Below are 16,032 nucleotides of genomic sequence, written 5' to 3' on the forward strand. Positions count from 1 at the left end.
AGCGGTTCTCCACTTTTAAATTAAAGCTTATAGTTCTGATATCCTATAAAACAAAAGAGCCACTCTGCTGGGAGTGGCTCTTTGATCTATGGGCAACTTTGCTTAGAAGAATCTAACGCGGTTGTCCGTAATGTTCGCTTTTTCTTTGATGGCTTCAAAAGCCTGGCTTTCTGTGTTGGCAGAGCGCATGTTTACTAACTGCTGCTTCACGCCAGACAGGTCCTGAACTTCCGGTGCTTTCGTAATATTTACAAGTTCTACTACAATAACGCCACCATTACCTTCAAACGGAGCTGTACGACCACCTGGCTTCAGGCCAAATGTTTTACCCACTGCAACTGGCTCCAGACCAATACCAGGTATAGTTCCTGAAGCAAATGTTACCTCGTCAGCAGTTCTAAGCATCGCATCCGGGCCATAAGCTGCAGCCATCTGGTCTACAGTTCCTTTTGTTTTCTGTATCTTCTCGATGATCTGTTTTGATTTCAGTTCGTTGCGAACAGCAGCCGTAAGTTCGTCTTTTATGTCCTCTGCTTTAGCATAGCCTTTTTCGCGCTTGCCGGTTAGTACAGCAACAACAAACTGATCTTCGATTTCAAATACCGGAGAAACATCGCCTACTTTAGTGTCTTTAGCATATGTCCAGCGAACCAGCTCACGTGCATTGTTAAGGCCACCAGCAACAATGTTGTTCTTCCCGATCTCTTTTACTTCCTGTTTTACAAGGGCTTTGTTCTCCGCTACGTTTGTACGGAATTCCTCCAGGCTACCACTTGTGCCGGACAGCTCATCGGCTACAGCATAAGCTGCATCACGTGTAGACTCGCTTGGCTCCATCGCGCGCTCGATTGCGGCAATCTTGTATGAACGACTTGTTTTAGGCTCGGTAACTTTTACAATATGATAACCATATTCTGTCTCAACCAGCTCTGGCAATAAACCTGCAGAAGAGGCACCAAATACTGCTTTCTCGAAAGGAGCTACCATCTGGCCGGTCTGGAACCAACCCAGGTCGCCACCTACCGAAGCAGTACCATCAGAACCATGCTGCGCTGCCATCTGGGCAAAATCAGCACCTTTCTTGATCTGGTTCAGTACGTCTGTTGCTTTCGCTTTTGCAGCTGCTTTTGCTTCAGGCGTGTCGCTTTCAGGCTTTATCAGGATGTGGCTTGCTTTTGCTGCGCTCTTACCACCGTCTTTTACATCAATTACTTTATACAAAGAGTAAGATTCTCCGGCAGTAAACGGACCGTAAACTTTTCCTTTTTCCAGGGTTACAGTGCGAAGTTGCTCCGGCAATTCACCTGGTGTTAAGTAAGTGCCGTTATATGGCCTGTCTGAATTAGCATTAACAAAAGCCGAGTCGTTGGATGCTGCTGCAAATTGCTTCGCTACAGATGCCATTTCCTCTTCGTATGTTTTGTTATCTTCCTGCGATGCAGTAACCGGTACTGTTACGTACTCTATGCTGCGGCCTTCTTCAACTTTATAAAGCTCTTTGTTGCGCTCATAAAAATCCTTAAGCTGGGCATCTGTTACGTTTACCGCAGAATCAGAAATTGTGAAATAAGGCACATACAATACTTTTACAGAAGCTGTGGCATTCTGCGCATTAAAGAAGTTTTTAGCCTCTGCTGTAGTTACGTAAACCGATTTGTTAAGCAGGTTGCTGTACTTGGTACGTACGCGGTCAGAAGCTACTCCCTGCTCAAAGTTTGTCCACATTGGGCGGTCTGCAGGAGCCATGTTCTGAAGGTACTGCACCACTTGTGCGCGGTCGAACTCTCCTGTTTGCGGGTTAGTAAATGCCTGACGAACGGCCGGGTGTATGTTGTTACCCTGTACCATATCAAACAATTCTTCTTCTGACACCTCGATGCCAAGGCGCTCGTACTCTTTCTCTAGGGCAATTTTAAAGATCAGTTGGTTCCATGCCTGCTCGCGCAGCATGGCAAGTTCGCCTTCGTTGGCAGATCTGCCAGTCTGATTCTCGTAGTTGGTTTTCATTTGCTGGAAAACCTCATCAAACTCCTGGTATTCAATTGTTTCACCAGCTATCTCGCCAATCTCGTTGGCGTCGTTTCCAAGAAGCCTTGAGTTTGGTCCTAGCAGGTCGCCGCCTACTACAAATATACCAAGCCCAATGGCAATGGCGCCTACCGCCCAACCAGACTTCTCTCTAATCTTGTTAATTAATGCCATTATCTGTTTAACTTATAAAAAGGATTGTGCAAAATAAGGTTAATCGCGCTAAAATTCAAAATTTTATGCAATTCTGTTTAACGTTCCGGTTCTACCTGAAACTCTGAGGTTTTCACGAGCCTCACGGTATTTATCCGGTTTTCATCCATCGACAGTATTGTAATACTGAATGGCGGGTACTCTACTACATCGCCAGGCGTCGGTATTTCTCCTGCCACTGAAAAAATAAATCCACCCAGTGTCTCGTAATCGCCCTCCGGTAAGTCAAGTTCGTATTTATCGTTCAGGTAATCCACTTCCAGGCGGCCACTAAGTGTGTAAATGCCTTCTTCTGGTAAAACCTGCTCCAGCAGCATTTCGTCTACGTCGTACTCGTCTTCAATCTCCCCGAAAATTTCTTCTATCACATCTTCCACCGTAACAATACCGGCTGTCCCGCCAAACTCGTCCAGCACTACGGCTACACTTCGGTGTTCTGCTACAAACTTTATAAACAGCTCGCTGGCCAGCATACTTTCCGGCACCAGGCTTACAACCGAGAGTATGTCCTCTATGCGCTTTGGCTGTTTAAACATGTCGAGCTGGTGGCAGTACCCGATTATGTTGTCGATGTTATCGCGGTAGATGAGGATCTTGGAATGGCCGGTAGCTGTAAAGGCATGACGTAGTTTCTCTACAGAGTCGTCTACTTCCACGGCTTCAATTTCGGTGCGGGGCACCATACACTCGCGTACTTTTACGGTTTTAAACTCCAGCGCATTATGAAATATCTCTGAATCTACTTCAGGGGCATGTTCCTGTTCGGGCTGGTAAAGGCGGCTTTTGATGTAAGCATTGAGGTCGGTAAAACCAAAAACAGGTTTCTGATCCGGGAACTCTATTTTAAATATTTTTTCGGCTACCAGTTTGCTCAGGCTAACAATAACATAAACCACCGGGTAAAGCAGGTAATAGAATATAAGTATCGGCAGGGCCAGCACCTGCAGCATGCGGTTGGGGTTGATGACAAAAAGGCTGCGCGGTAAAAACTCAGCAGTAAAAAGGACTACCACCGATGCCACAGCCACCTGTATTACAACTATAAGCAGGTCGAATTGCACCCGCTCCGGAAAAACATGCGACAACAACGTGTGCAGCACACCTGCTATTGCAAAACCATAAAGCACCAAGGCCAGCGTATTACCTATAAGGGCGGTGCCCATCAAACGCGACGGGTGTTTGAGCAAATGCCACAGTATGCGTCCCGACAATACTCCGTTCTTCTCGCTAAGCTCTATCTGCAGTTTGTTAACTGACATGAACGCGATCTCGATGCCTGAAAAAAAAGCAGACAGCAGCAAGCCTGTAACTAAAAGTATGATCTGGTGAGGTTCTATCATTTTTTAAAATCCCCGGCGTCAGGACTTCATGTTCTTTTTACGGTGCCTGTAAACTATAAACAGCACCAGCGCGATCATAAATAACCAGTAGTTTCCGGCAATGTCCTTTTCTTCTATACTTCTGTGGATGCCGATAACAATGGTCACGAACGCCAGTGATAATAAAATGGTATTTAAAAGATTTTGGTTCATTACTCTTCTATGTCGAAAACCCCTGTTATCTTTTTTATAGTGTAGTTATCGAAGTTCTGATCTGACTGAAGCCCCTGGCCTGTAACCACACGGTTAGGTGTTGTTATTTTAACAAACTTATCGGTGTAGATTTTGCGGCGGCGCCTGTCCCAGTATAATTCTTCTGTTTCCAGCTTCTCGCCTTTCAGAATGTTATTTACCTGTACATCTCCTTTTGCAAAGTATAGTTCACTGCCTTTTGTTTGTTTGCCATAGTTGGCACGCATAGTAGATGTAACCTTGCCCGGCTGCTGTAAGAATTCTACATAAAAACCTTTCGGGAAAACACCGTCCCCTTTTTCGAACTCCTGCTGCACGGGCGCCTTCATCCGGATCATCAGTTTGGCAGAGTCACTATAAAGTGTGAAAACATCTTTGTTTTCCATTACAGGCCCGGTGTACTTTATTTCCTTGTCCGGGTCTTTCAGCTCTTTCTGGCAACCGGCACCTGCTATAGTTATGGTCAGCAAAAATAAATATAGCCACCCTCTTATCTTCATTTCCTACTCTATGGTTTTTGTGAATTTAGCAAATTTTATGCGAAACTACATTCGCCTGACTTCATGGTAGCCTATAATACAAGAAAGGCCGCTTTACAACGGCCTTCTCTGTTATAGTTAAACTATAAAATCGTTATTCCAGTCTGCGTTTTATGAACCAGCGGCTGTTAACCGTAAATCCGATACTGAACCTGAAGTAATTTTCTTTAACAAGGCCATTTTCTGAAGTACCGCGTGTGCCGTAACCAAACGCTGTGTTCAGCTGATATAGATCATATATAGTAGAGCGGCCAAATGGCAAGGTAGCACCCACTGTAATGCCTTTGTCTTTAATCTGCACGTCGTTTTTCTCATAAGGCGAGTTACCATAGTACAGGCCGGCACGGTAAGTAATGCGATCAAAATAGTTGCCTACAGAGTTTGCATCCGGCGTATATTCTGCGCCTAAGCTTGCACGGTAGCTGTCTGCCAGCTCCTGCTCGCCTCTGAAGTTTCTGAAATCAGACCACTTCTGCGTATAAAAATCTGCTGCAACAGTTAGGTTAGAGCCATTATCCAGGCTGATACCTGCTGCAAAGCTTGATGGGATATTTACCTTGCTGCTGGAGCTGTCAGCATACATGGACTCTTTTACTGTTCCAAAAAAGTCACGGCGCTCAAAAGATGATTTACGGTCGGCACCAAGATCTGCTTTTAAACTATAAACAGCTCCTGCACTCATAAACAGCTTATCTTTTAGCTTCGTGCGATAGTTCGCCCCAGCTCTGAAAAGCAGGTCGCTGTACTTTGTTTTTTCACTTCGTACTACACTTTCGCCTCTTGCTTCCGGTATTGCCGGATCATTGATAGACGTAGACGATTCTTTAACTATAGAACCGAACAGGTAAGAAGCACTTGCCCCTATCGTTAAGCCCTGCGTTATTCTTACTCCGTGTCCAAAATATAGTTCAGAAATACCACCATCTCCTTTATAAGCTTCGGTAGCAGTTGCTGTAGTGTTTAACGGAGATGTAGTTGAAACTTCGTAGGCTACTGTAGAATAAGGACGAAGGCTTAGCGCTGTGGTCCATCGCTTGGAAACTGGTATAGAAAGCGAAACCGAAGAAAGGTTTGCTGTTCCGTCTGTCTGCGATCCGGAGCCGCTTTCCAGTTTTTTCACCTCACCGTTAACGCCTATTTCAAAAGCGGTAAGGGTGTTATAGTATAGCAACGCCGGGTTAGCAGTGTTTATCTGGAAGCTGTTGGCTGCACTAATACCTGTGTTGGCCATACCTGCATTCCGGATATTGCCAGTGTTATAGTTGTACTCGCCCAGGCCGTAGCGTGAATAAGGGGCATTGCCAATGCTTTGGGCCTGTGCCCCATACGAAAGGCAAAGTACTGCGGCGCAACAAAGGGCGCGAAGTGATTTATACATTATACGTCAAAATTCTATGAAGCCCGATCAAGACTAATTCAGGAATTACAAAGATGCGTCCTTTTAATTTACTTTCAAAAAATCCTGCATCGCCACCGCAAAGTATAACCGTTAAATCCGGTGCCTTTTCAGAATAAAATTGTATAAGACCGTTCAGTTCTGCTACAGTGCCCGTTAAAACACCGCTCAAAATTGATTCCTGGGTTGACTGACCGGTAAGTGGAAATTTAACAGGAATTTGGTCTATTAACGGCAACCTTTCTGTAAAAGTATGCAACGCTTTTAATTTCATGCGGAGCCCCGGTGCAATTCCGCCGCCCATGTAAGCTCCGTCACTGGAGATAAACTCATGGGTTAAGGCTGTGCCGGCATCAAAGACCAGACAATTACGCCCCGGGAAAAAATAATTGGCCCCTACTGCCGCTGCAATTCTATCAGCGCCCAGCGTTTGCGGGGTTTTATAGTTATTTAAAACAGGCAAGGCTGTCTGTGCCGATAACGTTAGTATGTTACCGGTTACAGACAGCCTTGCACTATAGTTTGCAGTATCAGCGGCTACGCTGGCAACTATAGCATCCTCAAAAGTGTGGTTCAGGATCTCTCCGGGCATATTGTCAATCCCCTGAAAGTAGCCTTGCTTTACAAGGCTGTTCCCTTCAAAAATACCATACTTGGTGCCTGTGTTGCCTACGTCTACCGCAATGCGCTGCATAGTTTCTTACATAAAGTATTTCAGACGGATAAGCTCTTTCTCAGAAAGGTAGCGCCAGTTGCCGCGTGGCAGGTCTTTTTTAGTCAGGCCTGCATACTGCACTCTGTCCAGCGTTACTACTTCGTAGCCTAAGTGTTCGAAAATACGACGCACAATTCTGTTACGCCCGATATGTATCTCCAGACCCAAGAACTTACCAGTATCTCCGATTAACGCCACATCATCTACTTCTGCTTTACCATCTTCCAGTTCCAGGCCTTCCGCTACTTTCAGGAAATCCTCTTTTGTGATCGGCTTATCCAGCTCTACCTGGTAAATCTTTTTCACGCCGTTTGATGGGTGCGTCAGCTTCTGGGCCAGTTCGCCATCATTCGTGAATAAAAGTAAACCTGTTGTATTACGGTCAAGTCGGCCAACCGGGAAAATGCGCTCTTTCGATGATTTCTCCACCAGGCTCATTACTGTTTTTCTGCCTTCCGGGTCGTCTGTAGTTGTCAGGAAATCTTTTGGCTTGTTAAGCAGTACATAAACCAGTTTTTCGCGGTTCAGCAGTTTTTTGCCATACTGTACCGTGTCTTCCGGCTTCACTTTAAAGCCCATTTCAGTTACAACTTCGCCGTTTACCTTAATTTCACCAGATTCGATCAGGGTATCCGCTTCGCGACGCGAACAAACACCTGCATTAGCGATGTAACGGTTCAAACGGATCGTTCCGTCATCTTCTGTCTCCTCTTTGCGGTTGCTTTTTTTGATGCGCGGGTTATTCTCGTAATGCTTGGTGTTGTAAGTCGGAGTTTCCGGATCGCCAAAGTCTTCTCTGTTAGAGTAGCTGGTTCTGCGGTCTCTGTTACCAAATTTTAAATTACGATCTGATTTGAAAGGTTTTCTATCGGAATTGAAGCTGCGCTCGCCACCTCTTGCTGGTCTGTCTTCGCGGTTTTCTCTTCTATCTGAATTGAATGAACGACGTTCGCCTCCTTCGCTGCGTTCTGAACTATAGTTGCGGCGCTCTCCACCCTCGCGGCGGTCACCGTAAGGCTTTCTTTCGCTACCTTCTCTCCTATCGCCATATGGTTTGCGCTCACCGCGGTCAGAATTGAATGAGCGACGTTCGCTTCTTTCTTCACCACCTCTTCGGTCATCGCTTCTGTCGCTGTTGAAAGAGCGGCGCTCTCCGCCTTCACGCTTGTCGCCAAACGATCTGCGTTCGCCACCTTCTCTTCTGTCGCCGTAAGATTTGCGCTCTCCACGATCTGAATCAAATGAGCGGCGCTCGCTACGTTCGCCCCGGTCTGCACCAAAAGAACGACGTTCGCCTCCTTCTCTGCGGTCCGAGTTAAACGTGCGCTTTTCACCTTCTTCTCTTCTTGGAGCTGCTTCTCTGTTTTCATCAGATCCGCGGCGCTCCGCTCTGTTCGGACGATCAGAATTGAATGATCTTCTTTCGCCGCCTTCTCTCCGGTCAGTACCGAAAGATCTTCTCTCACCACCCTCACGACGGTCGTTGCCAAAAGAGCGGCGCTCGCCTCCCCTGTTGTCATCGCGTTTGTCTGAGTTAAATGATCTGCGTTCTCCGCCTTCGCTGTTTCCGCGACGGTCATCTCTTCTGTCAGAACTATAGTTGCGTCTTTCGCCGCCTTCACGACGGTCGCCAAACGATTTTCTTTCGCCACCTTCTCTTCTGTCAGATCCGAATGAGCGGCGTTCGCCACCTTCGTTTTTATCTCTTCTGTTAAAGATCTTTTTTTCGCCGCGATCGTTGTTTGGCCTGCCAGAAGAATTTCTGTCAGTATCTCTGCGTCCTGCACCTTCGTTGTCGCGCGCAGGTCTTTCGTTATCTCTTGCCATTGTTGTTGTGTTACTCGATGCAGTATCGCTACTGTACCTTATATGCAGTATAATTGAATTTGTATTGCTCTTGTGTGGGTTCGCTAATCTGCAATTTCGCCAATTACGTTTTCTTCCGTAGCGAAATCTTTTAGCTGTGGGAGGTCTTTTATGTGGTTGATACCGAAGTAGTCCATAAACTTCTGCGAAGTACCGTAAAGTACCGGCCTTCCTATAGTATCTGCTTTTCCTTTAATTTCGATCAGCTCTTTTTCCAGTAATTTCTGGACTGCATAATCGCAGCCTACGCCACGGATCTGCTCCATAGCCGAACGTGTAATAGGCTGTTTGTAGGCAATAATTGCCAGCGTCTCGAGTGCGGACGCTGACAATTTTTTCTTTGATTTCTGTTTCAGGTAAACACTTACCGTATCCTGGTACTCTGGTTTGGTAAGGAACTGGTAACCGCCCCGATCGCGTAGATCTGGAAGGCAAAACCGGTATCATTCAGCTGCTCATTTATAGCTTCTATACTTTCAAGCACATCGCTTACCAGCACTTCCATTTGCAGCGCTTCTGTTAAGCAACGCTGAATCTCCTCTATGCTGATAGGGGACTGTGCACAGAAAACCAGTGCCTGTATATGATGCTGTAAGATATTCAAGAAGTAAAAGTTCTAGTCGTTACGCTGTAGTTTAGCCTCGATAGTATGTTGTGTGTGCGGCACGGCACGCAGTCTCTCTTTCGGGATTAGCTTACCGGTAACGATACAAACGCCATACGTGCCGTTTTTAATGCGGATAAGGGCGTTCTCCAGCTGCTGGATAAACTTCATCTGGCGGGAAGCCAACTGGTTTAAGCTTTCCTTTTCTGCCGTGTCAGCTCCATCTTCCAGTACTTTTGTAGGAGATGCCGTGTTATCAGTACCGGTATCGTTGCGGCGGCTAAGGGTTTCTTTAATAAAGGTTACTTCCTTTTTAGCGTTCGTCAGCTTCTCTAGGATGATGTTTTCGAATTCCTGTAGGTCTTCTTTAGAGTAGCGCTGTTTTTCTTCGTTCGTATTCATTTCTTCTTTTTAGAACTATATGTCTTTAACCTAATACTTGGTCTATTAATTCCATCCTCAGCTATTTTGCTTAATTAAAGAGGGCAAACAGGTATATTCTATACTTCTGCTTTTCTTATAGCTTACTCTGTACAAGCAACTGTTTATTAGCATCTTCACTAAAATTCGTGCAAAAATAAGATTAAAGATTTTAATAAACTATGGGGCACGCAAATTAAATGATTTCCCGATCCTGGCTATCCAGGTTATTCATCTATGCCCGCCAATAATACTACTGCTGCAAAAGTCATGCATTACATGTTATAACACTATAAATATTTTTTAGTATTTGTTTTTTTGAATATATATTTTCCTATATATTCGTCTTTGTATATTTAATAACTTTTTAATTTTTTTATCAGCTATGAAGCGAATTTTATTATTAACAGTGGCTGCTTTTGCCATTTTCATGGGAGCTGCACAGGCTCAGAGCAATGTTTTCAAAATCAACATTCTTAGCCCTGTAGTACGTACAGGCTCTGTGTTTTATGAACGCACAATTTCTGAAGACAAGAGTGTTCAGTTAGGCTTCTTCTACACAGGCTTCAGTGTCGATGACACCAAATTCAGTGGCTTCGGTATTACTCCAGAGTTCAGAAAATATCTTTCCAGCTCTGAAGAAGCTCCAGCAGGTTTTTATCTTGCTCCGTTCCTGCGTTTACAGTCCTTCAAACTTAAAGTAGAAGATTCTGAATTTACTGAAGACAACACTGGTGGAGAGGCTAATTTAACAACATTTGGCGGTGGTTTACTAATCGGTCGCCAGTGGGTATTTGCTGATCGCTTTGTGCTTGACACTTTCCTTGGCCCTAGCTACAATGCAGGTAGTGCTAAAGCAAAAGACGATTCTAGTGAAGAAAACTTTGAAACTGGTGCTTTCAGCGGTTTTGGTATTCGTACCGGTATTGCGCTAGGTATCAAGTTCTAATCAGAACTAACTATAGACACATAAAAAGAGGCGCTCTGTACAGGGCGCCTCTTTTTATGTGTCTATAGTTGATTAAAAACTGAGCATATGAATAACCGCTGCAGCTGCCTCTACTCCTTTATTGCCGTGTTTGCCACCTGCCCTATCCAAAGCCTGCTCCAGGTTATTTGTCGTTACCAGGCCAAAGGCAACAGGTTTATTATACTTCAGCGATACATTGGTAAGACCGTTTGCCACTGCATGGTTAATATAATCGTCGTGTTTGGTATCGCCTTTAATTACCACACCTATACAGATCACGGCATCAATCTCTTCGTGCTGCGCTAAAAACTGGGCTCCTAAGGTAAGCTCAAAACTGCCCGGCACAGTGTTCCTAAATATATTCTCCTTTTGAGCGCCGTGCTTTAACAGTGTTTCGATAGCGCCATTGCTCAGGGCATCGGTTATTTCTTTGTGCCACTCCGCTACTACCAGACCAAATTTCTTGTCAGCCATGTCGGCGAAGGTAGCGGTGCTGTACTCGTTCAGGTTTTTTAAAGCTGTAGCCATACTTTAATTTCGTTGTTCGTTACTTGATATTCGTTGCTCAGTGCTTCACAAATCTGCTTATTACTGCTCTGCAGTTTAGAACTATAGTTAGGGCAGGCTTGTAAAACAGAAGCGCTTTTGCCTTATTAAAGACAAAAGCGCTTGTATAATTTATAATTGGCGTTAATTAGTTAGCGCCTCCGGCTAATGCTTCAGCACGCGCCTTGTATTTTTTAGCATCGTTCAGTTCAGCTGCTGTTACGTAGTCTTTTACGATCTTGTCGTATGCTTCGGCAGCTGCCTTATAGTTGTTATCGGCTTCGTAAGCGATACCAGCTTTCATAATGTACTGTGGCGAAAAGAACTCGTTGGCATTATGGTTAGCCGCTTTCATGTACTGGTCTGCTGCTTCCTTGTTTTTGCCCTGCTCTAACAACGCATCACCAATTAAGCTATAAGCGCGCGCCTGCAACAGGTAATCATCAGACTCAAATTCTTCTAAATGATTCTGAGCCTCTGCGAACTTGCCTGTTTTTAAAAGCGCTACACCAGCGTAGAAATTTGCCAGGTTACCGGCATCTGTTCCGCTGTACTCATCTGCAATTGCTGTAAAGCCTTTGTACTGACCGTCACCGTTCAGTGCTTTGTTCAGGGAATCAGCTTCGAAGTAATAAACCGCCTGGAACATAGAGTCCTGCGCTTCCTGGTTTTGGGTAGTGCGGTGGTTATAGTATAAAAAGCCTGCAACAACAATAGCGGCAATGGCGGCAAACACACCAAGCAGAATTGATTTGTTTTTCTTTACGAAATCGTCCGTATGCACCAGGCGATCTGCCAACGCATCCGGATTCTCAACCAGCTCCTCAAACTCGCTGTGTTTCTTTAATGTTTCTTTTGCCATTAGTATTAATTGAATTAGAAATTCAAAAGTAGGAATTAAAAATTGTATTTAAATCTATGCGCGGTACTTTCCGAACACCAAATTTATAATTTTTAATTCCTAATTCTAAATTATTTTAGTCCATTACGTAAGGGTAGTCCGGTTCCACGTAAATATCTGTGTATAACTCAGATGGGTCCGGGTAAGGAGATTCTTCTGCAAAATTAACGGCATCCATTACTCTTGCTTTTATTTTTTCGTCTATCTGCTCCAGTTCTTCCTCTGTAGCCCAGCCATTTTTAAGTATAGTTGCAGCAACAGCTTCTATCGAGTCGCGGCCTTTGTAGTCTTCCAGTTCTTCTTTGGTTCTGTACTTGGCAGGGTCCGACATAGAGTGGCCTTTGTAGCGGTAAGTTCTGAACTCAAGCAACGTTGGTCCTTCGCCGGCACGGGCACGCTCAGCAGCTTCAGCTACGGCAGTATGCACGTTTTCAACGCTCATGGCATCAACCGGGAACGATGGCATATCATACGCAGAACCCAGTTTGTAAAGATCCTGCACGTTTGATGTACGCGATACGGAAGTACCCATCGCGTAACCGTTGTTCTCGATCACGAAAATCACAGGTAGTTTCCAGCTCATGGCCATGTTAAGCGCCTCGTGAAAAGCACCCTGACGCACAGCGCCATCGCCCATGTAGCAAATGCAAAGCTTGCCTGTCTTGTTATATTTTTCGGCAAATGCCAGACCAGCACCAAGCGGCACCTGTCCGCCAACTATACCATGGCCTCCAACAAAGTTTACTTCCTTATCGAAGATGTGCATAGAACCACCTTTGCCTTTAGAGCAACCGGTAACTTTTGCAAACATTTCAGCCATTACAGCGCCCGGGTCGGTACCCAGTGCAAGCGGGTGCGCGTGGTCGCGGTAAGCTGTGATCCACTTATCGCCTTTCTCAAGAGCGGTAACTGCGCCAGCCACACAAGCCTCCTGGCCAATGTATAAGTGGCAGAAACCTTTGATTTTTTGCTGACCATATAACTGGCCTGTCTTTTCTTCGAAGCGGCGGATGAGTTTCATGTTCTCAAACCACCACATATATGTTTCCTTTGAAAACTTTGGCTCAGCCTGTACCTTTGCTTTCGCCGATTTCGCGCTTGCCTTTTCTTTCGTAGCCATGGGTAAATATCTAATCTGGGTTTTATCCGTTGCATGCTCAGGCAGAAAAACTACCTTGCATGATGGGCGAAAAGGCCCGGAACGGGATTAGCTGCGAAATTAAGGAAAAAGAAATCAATTAGAAACTGAATGCTCCTCGAAAATCTGAGTCTGCTGTTTTTTAAGAACTACGACGATGCCTCGCTGGCTTTCTCGGAGCATATAAACTGCTTTATAGGCGACAACGGAAGCGGTAAAACCAACCTCTTAGATGCCATCCACTACCTTTCGCTCACCAAAAGTGCCTTTAACAGCTCCGATGCCCAGAGTATAAAACAAGGCGAAGAGTTTTTTATGGTGAAAGGCAAGTTTATAGTTGATGACACCAAACATACCGTGCAGGTTAGCTTAAAGCAGGGGCAGAAAAAGACAGTAACCCACAACAAGGTGCTGTACGAGAAGATGAGCGAGCATATTGGCCGTTTCCCGGTGGTACTTATCTCGCCTTACGACACCGACCTGATACGCGAAGGCAGCGAGGAGCGCCGCAAGTATTTTGACAGCCTGATCTCACAGCTGGACCATACCTACCTGGAGCAGCTTATACAGTATAACTATGTTCTGAAGCAGCGTAACTCGCTTTTAAAGCAGTTTGCCGAGCGCCACTATTACGACAAAGATTACCTGCACATACTAAACGAGCAGCTTGTACCGCTGGGCCAGCAACTGGCGCAGGAGCGCGAGAAGTTCCTGGAAATGTTTGTGCCGGTTTTCCAGAAGCATTACCGACACATATCAGACAGCTCCGAAACCGTTACGCTCACCTACAAAAGCCAGTTGTTAGGCGCTGACTTTGCCCACCAGCTGCTGCAGAACGAGCGCAAGGATATGGCGCTGCAACGCACAACGATTGGTCCGCATAAAGACGATTTCGTGTTCCTGATGGATGGCAACCCGGTAAAGCATTTTGGCTCGCAGGGCCAGCAGAAAAGCTATGTAATTGCCCTGAAGCTGGCGCATTTTGAAGTAATGGCCGAGCGTCAGCACCACAAACCCCTGCTCCTACTCGACGATATCTTCGACCGCCTTGACGAAAAGCGCATTACCAAGCTCATGCAAATGGTAGCCGCCCACACCTTCGGGCAGATATTTTTAACAGACACCCACCTCGATAGAACAGACAAAATACTCGAAGGCCTCTCAGAAAGTATCCGTAGATTTGATGTGAAGGATGGGGTTGTTAATTTGATTGCTTAATTGTTGATTGTTAAATTGTTTAGAGCCTAAAAGTCAGTTATCATTAAATGGAAACACCAATAGTAGATAGAATAGAAACCAAGAGAGCTGAAAAAATGAGTAAGCTGTTTTTATATATTGGAATAGCTCTTATCTCTATTTTATTACTGAAACTATACTTTGGGCAAAACGAATTTGGATCAAGAAGATTTTGGCTAAATCTTTTGCCAATGCTTCTCCCAACTTATCTGATGATAGTAGGTTATAAGGGACTAAAGAAAAGAACCGGACAATTTATTGAATGGCAGAAGTCTAAAATACTTTACAGACTTGGAGAAAATAGTCTTAAGCAACACATATTATTAGATTCGATAACAGAAGTAAATATCCAACTTGAGAATATTCAAGTGATGACAACTGAAGGAGAACATAATCTTAATATCTCTGACTTTACTGATTACGAAACTATAAAACGCATTAAGAGCAATTTTGAAAAAATGAAGCTTACCATTACCTTATAATTTCATTCTCACACCAATTCATCATTCATTATTAATTACCAAACCGTGCGCTACTACAAGAAGAAGGAAGAGATTGCGAAGCGAAAAGCGGGCACACAAACTATAGGCGAAAGTATAAAAGGGCTTTTACAAGCTTACCGCCTCGAAGGCAAGCTAAATGAAGTAAACCTAGTGCAACGCTGGGAAGAATTCATGGGCAAACCCATAGCCATGAAAACGCAGGAGCTTTTTTTCCAGGATGGAAAACTGTTTGTACGCTTAACCTCTGCCCCACTAAAGCATGAACTCAACATGAGCAAAAGCAAAGTAGTTGAATTACTTAACCGCGCTGCCGGCCACGAAGTGGTGAAGGATGTGGTTTTCCTATAGTCTGAACCGGGATTAGCTGAATGTAGAGACGCAATACGTTGTGTCTTTTTTGCGACAGACCTAGCAGCGTGCGTAGCTCCTGCCAGTGTCTTGCTGGCTACGAAGCAAAAAAACACACCCCTACCCCTCTCAAGAGGGGAATTTTGTTTCTGATAAACCCATTAAATCATTTTAACTGTGGTTCAGGCAAAGACGCTAGCAGGAGCTACGCACGCTGCTAGGTCTAAAGCATCCTATCTATCCTTTAATCCTAAAAACCCCGGTTCAGACAAAATCTACTTAATCACTGGCCCGTATACTTGGGTCAAACTATAAACTATGACCGAACCCGCTTTCCGGCCTGTCTCCTATTCACGCACCACGCTTACCGAGCTTATGATCCCGAGCTATGCCAACTTTGGTGGTAAAATTCATGGTGGTATTCTGCTCTCTTTGATGGATAAAGTGGCTTATGCCTGTGCAGCCAAGCATGCTGGTAATTACTGCGTAACAGTTACAGTGGATGGCGTACATTTTTTGCAGCCCGTGGAAGTGCAGGAACTGGTTTCGCTGATGGCCTCGGTGAATTACGTAGGCAACACGTCTTTGATGGTAGGCATAAAAGTGATTGCTGAGAATGTGAAGACCGGCCTCGTGAAGCACACTAATACTTCTTACTTTACCATGGTGGCCAAAGGCGACGACGACAAGCCTACCCAGGTGCCCGGTCTCCTGTTAGAAAACCATGACGATACCCGCCGCTTTCTGGAGGCAATAAAACGTCGTGAACTGGCTCAGCGCTACCAATCTGAATTTACAGAAGCCAAAACCAGACTTGCCGTAGAGCAGGAACTATACCGGCTGCAGGGCGAACGCTGTAAGCTGGCTTATTAGTAAGATAAAGCTGCGATTGGCTCTTATCCAGAACAGAACATTCTCATTATCTTTTTTTTGTCATCCTGCCGAAAGGATCCTGGTGGCATATAGCATAGGTTTAACCTCCCTTCCGATAAGTTTCTTAGCAGAATGACAGGAATTTCAGAGTTACGTTTTCCAAAA

16 protein-coding genes and 1 pseudogene are annotated in these 16,032 nt (G+C 45.0%); 5 read left to right on the forward strand and 12 right to left on the reverse strand.

All coding sequences use genetic code 11. The annotated features are described in order from the left end of the window. Window positions 1-102 precede the first annotated feature (102 nt). The 9 genes and pseudogenes from GSQ66_RS14120 to GSQ66_RS14160 form a co-directional block, all read right to left on the reverse strand. Entirely contained in the window at window positions 103-2,202 is a 2,100-nt protein-coding gene (locus GSQ66_RS14120; protein WP_162428055.1) for a peptidylprolyl isomerase, read from the reverse strand. 77 nt (window positions 2,203-2,279) lie between these two features. Continuing rightward, window positions 2,280-3,581: a hemolysin family protein gene (locus GSQ66_RS14125; RefSeq protein ID WP_162428056.1), complete on the reverse strand. Its 1,302-nt coding sequence runs from the start codon at window positions 3,579-3,581 to the stop codon at window positions 2,280-2,282. A gap of 18 nt (window positions 3,582-3,599) precedes the next feature. Further along, window positions 3,600-3,773, reverse strand: coding sequence for a hypothetical protein (locus GSQ66_RS14130; protein WP_162428057.1), 174 nt, complete (start codon window positions 3,771-3,773; stop codon window positions 3,600-3,602). Next, window positions 3,773-4,312: an LPS export ABC transporter periplasmic protein LptC gene (gene lptC / locus GSQ66_RS14135; protein WP_162428058.1), complete on the reverse strand. Its 540-nt coding sequence runs from the start codon at window positions 4,310-4,312 to the stop codon at window positions 3,773-3,775. Before lptC ends, GSQ66_RS14130 begins: the two co-directional genes overlap by 1 nt. 133 nt (window positions 4,313-4,445) lie before the next feature. Beyond that, a complete protein-coding gene (locus GSQ66_RS14140) occupies window positions 4,446-5,729 on the reverse strand; it encodes an OmpP1/FadL family transporter (RefSeq protein WP_162428059.1) in 1,284 nt (427 codons plus the stop codon). After that, entirely contained in the window at window positions 5,722-6,441 is a 720-nt protein-coding gene (locus GSQ66_RS14145; protein ID WP_162428060.1) for a type III pantothenate kinase, read from the reverse strand. Before GSQ66_RS14145 ends, GSQ66_RS14140 begins: the two co-directional genes overlap by 8 nt. Before the next feature lie 6 nt (window positions 6,442-6,447). Beyond that, a complete protein-coding gene (locus GSQ66_RS19065) occupies window positions 6,448-8,289 on the reverse strand; it encodes a pseudouridine synthase (protein ID WP_162428061.1) in 1,842 nt (613 codons plus the stop codon). Between the two features lie 83 nt (window positions 8,290-8,372). Next, window positions 8,373-8,932, reverse strand: a pseudogene (scpB, locus tag GSQ66_RS14155) (SMC-Scp complex subunit ScpB). A gap of 12 nt (window positions 8,933-8,944) precedes the next feature. Beyond that, window positions 8,945-9,334 (reverse strand): TraR/DksA family transcriptional regulator, encoded by a 390-nt coding sequence (locus GSQ66_RS14160; protein WP_162344883.1) that lies wholly within the window; start codon window positions 9,332-9,334, stop codon window positions 8,945-8,947. A gap of 403 nt (window positions 9,335-9,737) precedes the next feature. Between GSQ66_RS14160 and GSQ66_RS14165 the strand changes: the two genes are divergently transcribed. Next, window positions 9,738-10,301, forward strand: a complete 564-nt coding sequence (locus GSQ66_RS14165; RefSeq protein WP_162428062.1) for a DUF3575 domain-containing protein — start codon at window positions 9,738-9,740, stop codon at window positions 10,299-10,301. Between the two features lie 72 nt (window positions 10,302-10,373). Here GSQ66_RS14165 and ribH read toward each other — a convergent pair whose 3' ends face one another. The 3 genes from ribH to pdhA form a co-directional block, all read right to left on the reverse strand. Beyond that, window positions 10,374-10,850: a 6,7-dimethyl-8-ribityllumazine synthase gene (gene ribH / locus GSQ66_RS14170; protein WP_162428063.1), complete on the reverse strand. Its 477-nt coding sequence runs from the start codon at window positions 10,848-10,850 to the stop codon at window positions 10,374-10,376. 166 nt (window positions 10,851-11,016) lie between these two features. After that, the gene (locus tag GSQ66_RS14175) at window positions 11,017-11,730 is read right to left on the reverse strand and encodes a tetratricopeptide repeat protein (protein ID WP_162428064.1); all 714 of its coding nucleotides are present in this window, start codon (window positions 11,728-11,730) and stop codon (window positions 11,017-11,019) included. A 115-nt stretch (window positions 11,731-11,845) separates the two neighbouring features. Beyond that, entirely contained in the window at window positions 11,846-12,889 is a 1,044-nt protein-coding gene (gene pdhA / locus GSQ66_RS14180) for a pyruvate dehydrogenase (acetyl-transferring) E1 component subunit alpha (RefSeq protein WP_162428065.1), read from the reverse strand. Window positions 12,890-13,018: 129 nt separating this feature from the next. On the opposite strand from pdhA, the gene recF reads away from it, so the two are divergent. From recF to GSQ66_RS14200, 4 genes are all read left to right on the forward strand, one after another. After that, on the forward strand, window positions 13,019-14,125 hold the full coding sequence (gene recF, locus GSQ66_RS14185; protein ID WP_162428066.1) for a DNA replication/repair protein RecF: 1,107 nt from the start codon (window positions 13,019-13,021) through the stop codon (window positions 14,123-14,125). Window positions 14,126-14,172: 47 nt separating this feature from the next. Continuing rightward, window positions 14,173-14,625 (forward strand): hypothetical protein, encoded by a 453-nt coding sequence (locus GSQ66_RS14190; RefSeq protein WP_162428067.1) that lies wholly within the window; start codon window positions 14,173-14,175, stop codon window positions 14,623-14,625. Window positions 14,626-14,670: 45 nt separating this feature from the next. Continuing rightward, on the forward strand, window positions 14,671-14,994 hold the full coding sequence (locus GSQ66_RS14195) for a DUF721 domain-containing protein (RefSeq protein WP_162428068.1): 324 nt from the start codon (window positions 14,671-14,673) through the stop codon (window positions 14,992-14,994). Window positions 14,995-15,312: 318 nt separating this feature from the next. Next, the gene (locus GSQ66_RS14200; RefSeq protein WP_162428069.1) at window positions 15,313-15,867 is read left to right on the forward strand and encodes an acyl-CoA thioesterase; all 555 of its coding nucleotides are present in this window, start codon (window positions 15,313-15,315) and stop codon (window positions 15,865-15,867) included. Window positions 15,868-16,032 lie beyond the last annotated feature (165 nt).

This window comes from Pontibacter pudoricolor, from assembly GCF_010092985.1.
Classification (GTDB): Bacteria; Bacteroidota; Bacteroidia; order Cytophagales; family Hymenobacteraceae; genus Pontibacter; species Pontibacter pudoricolor.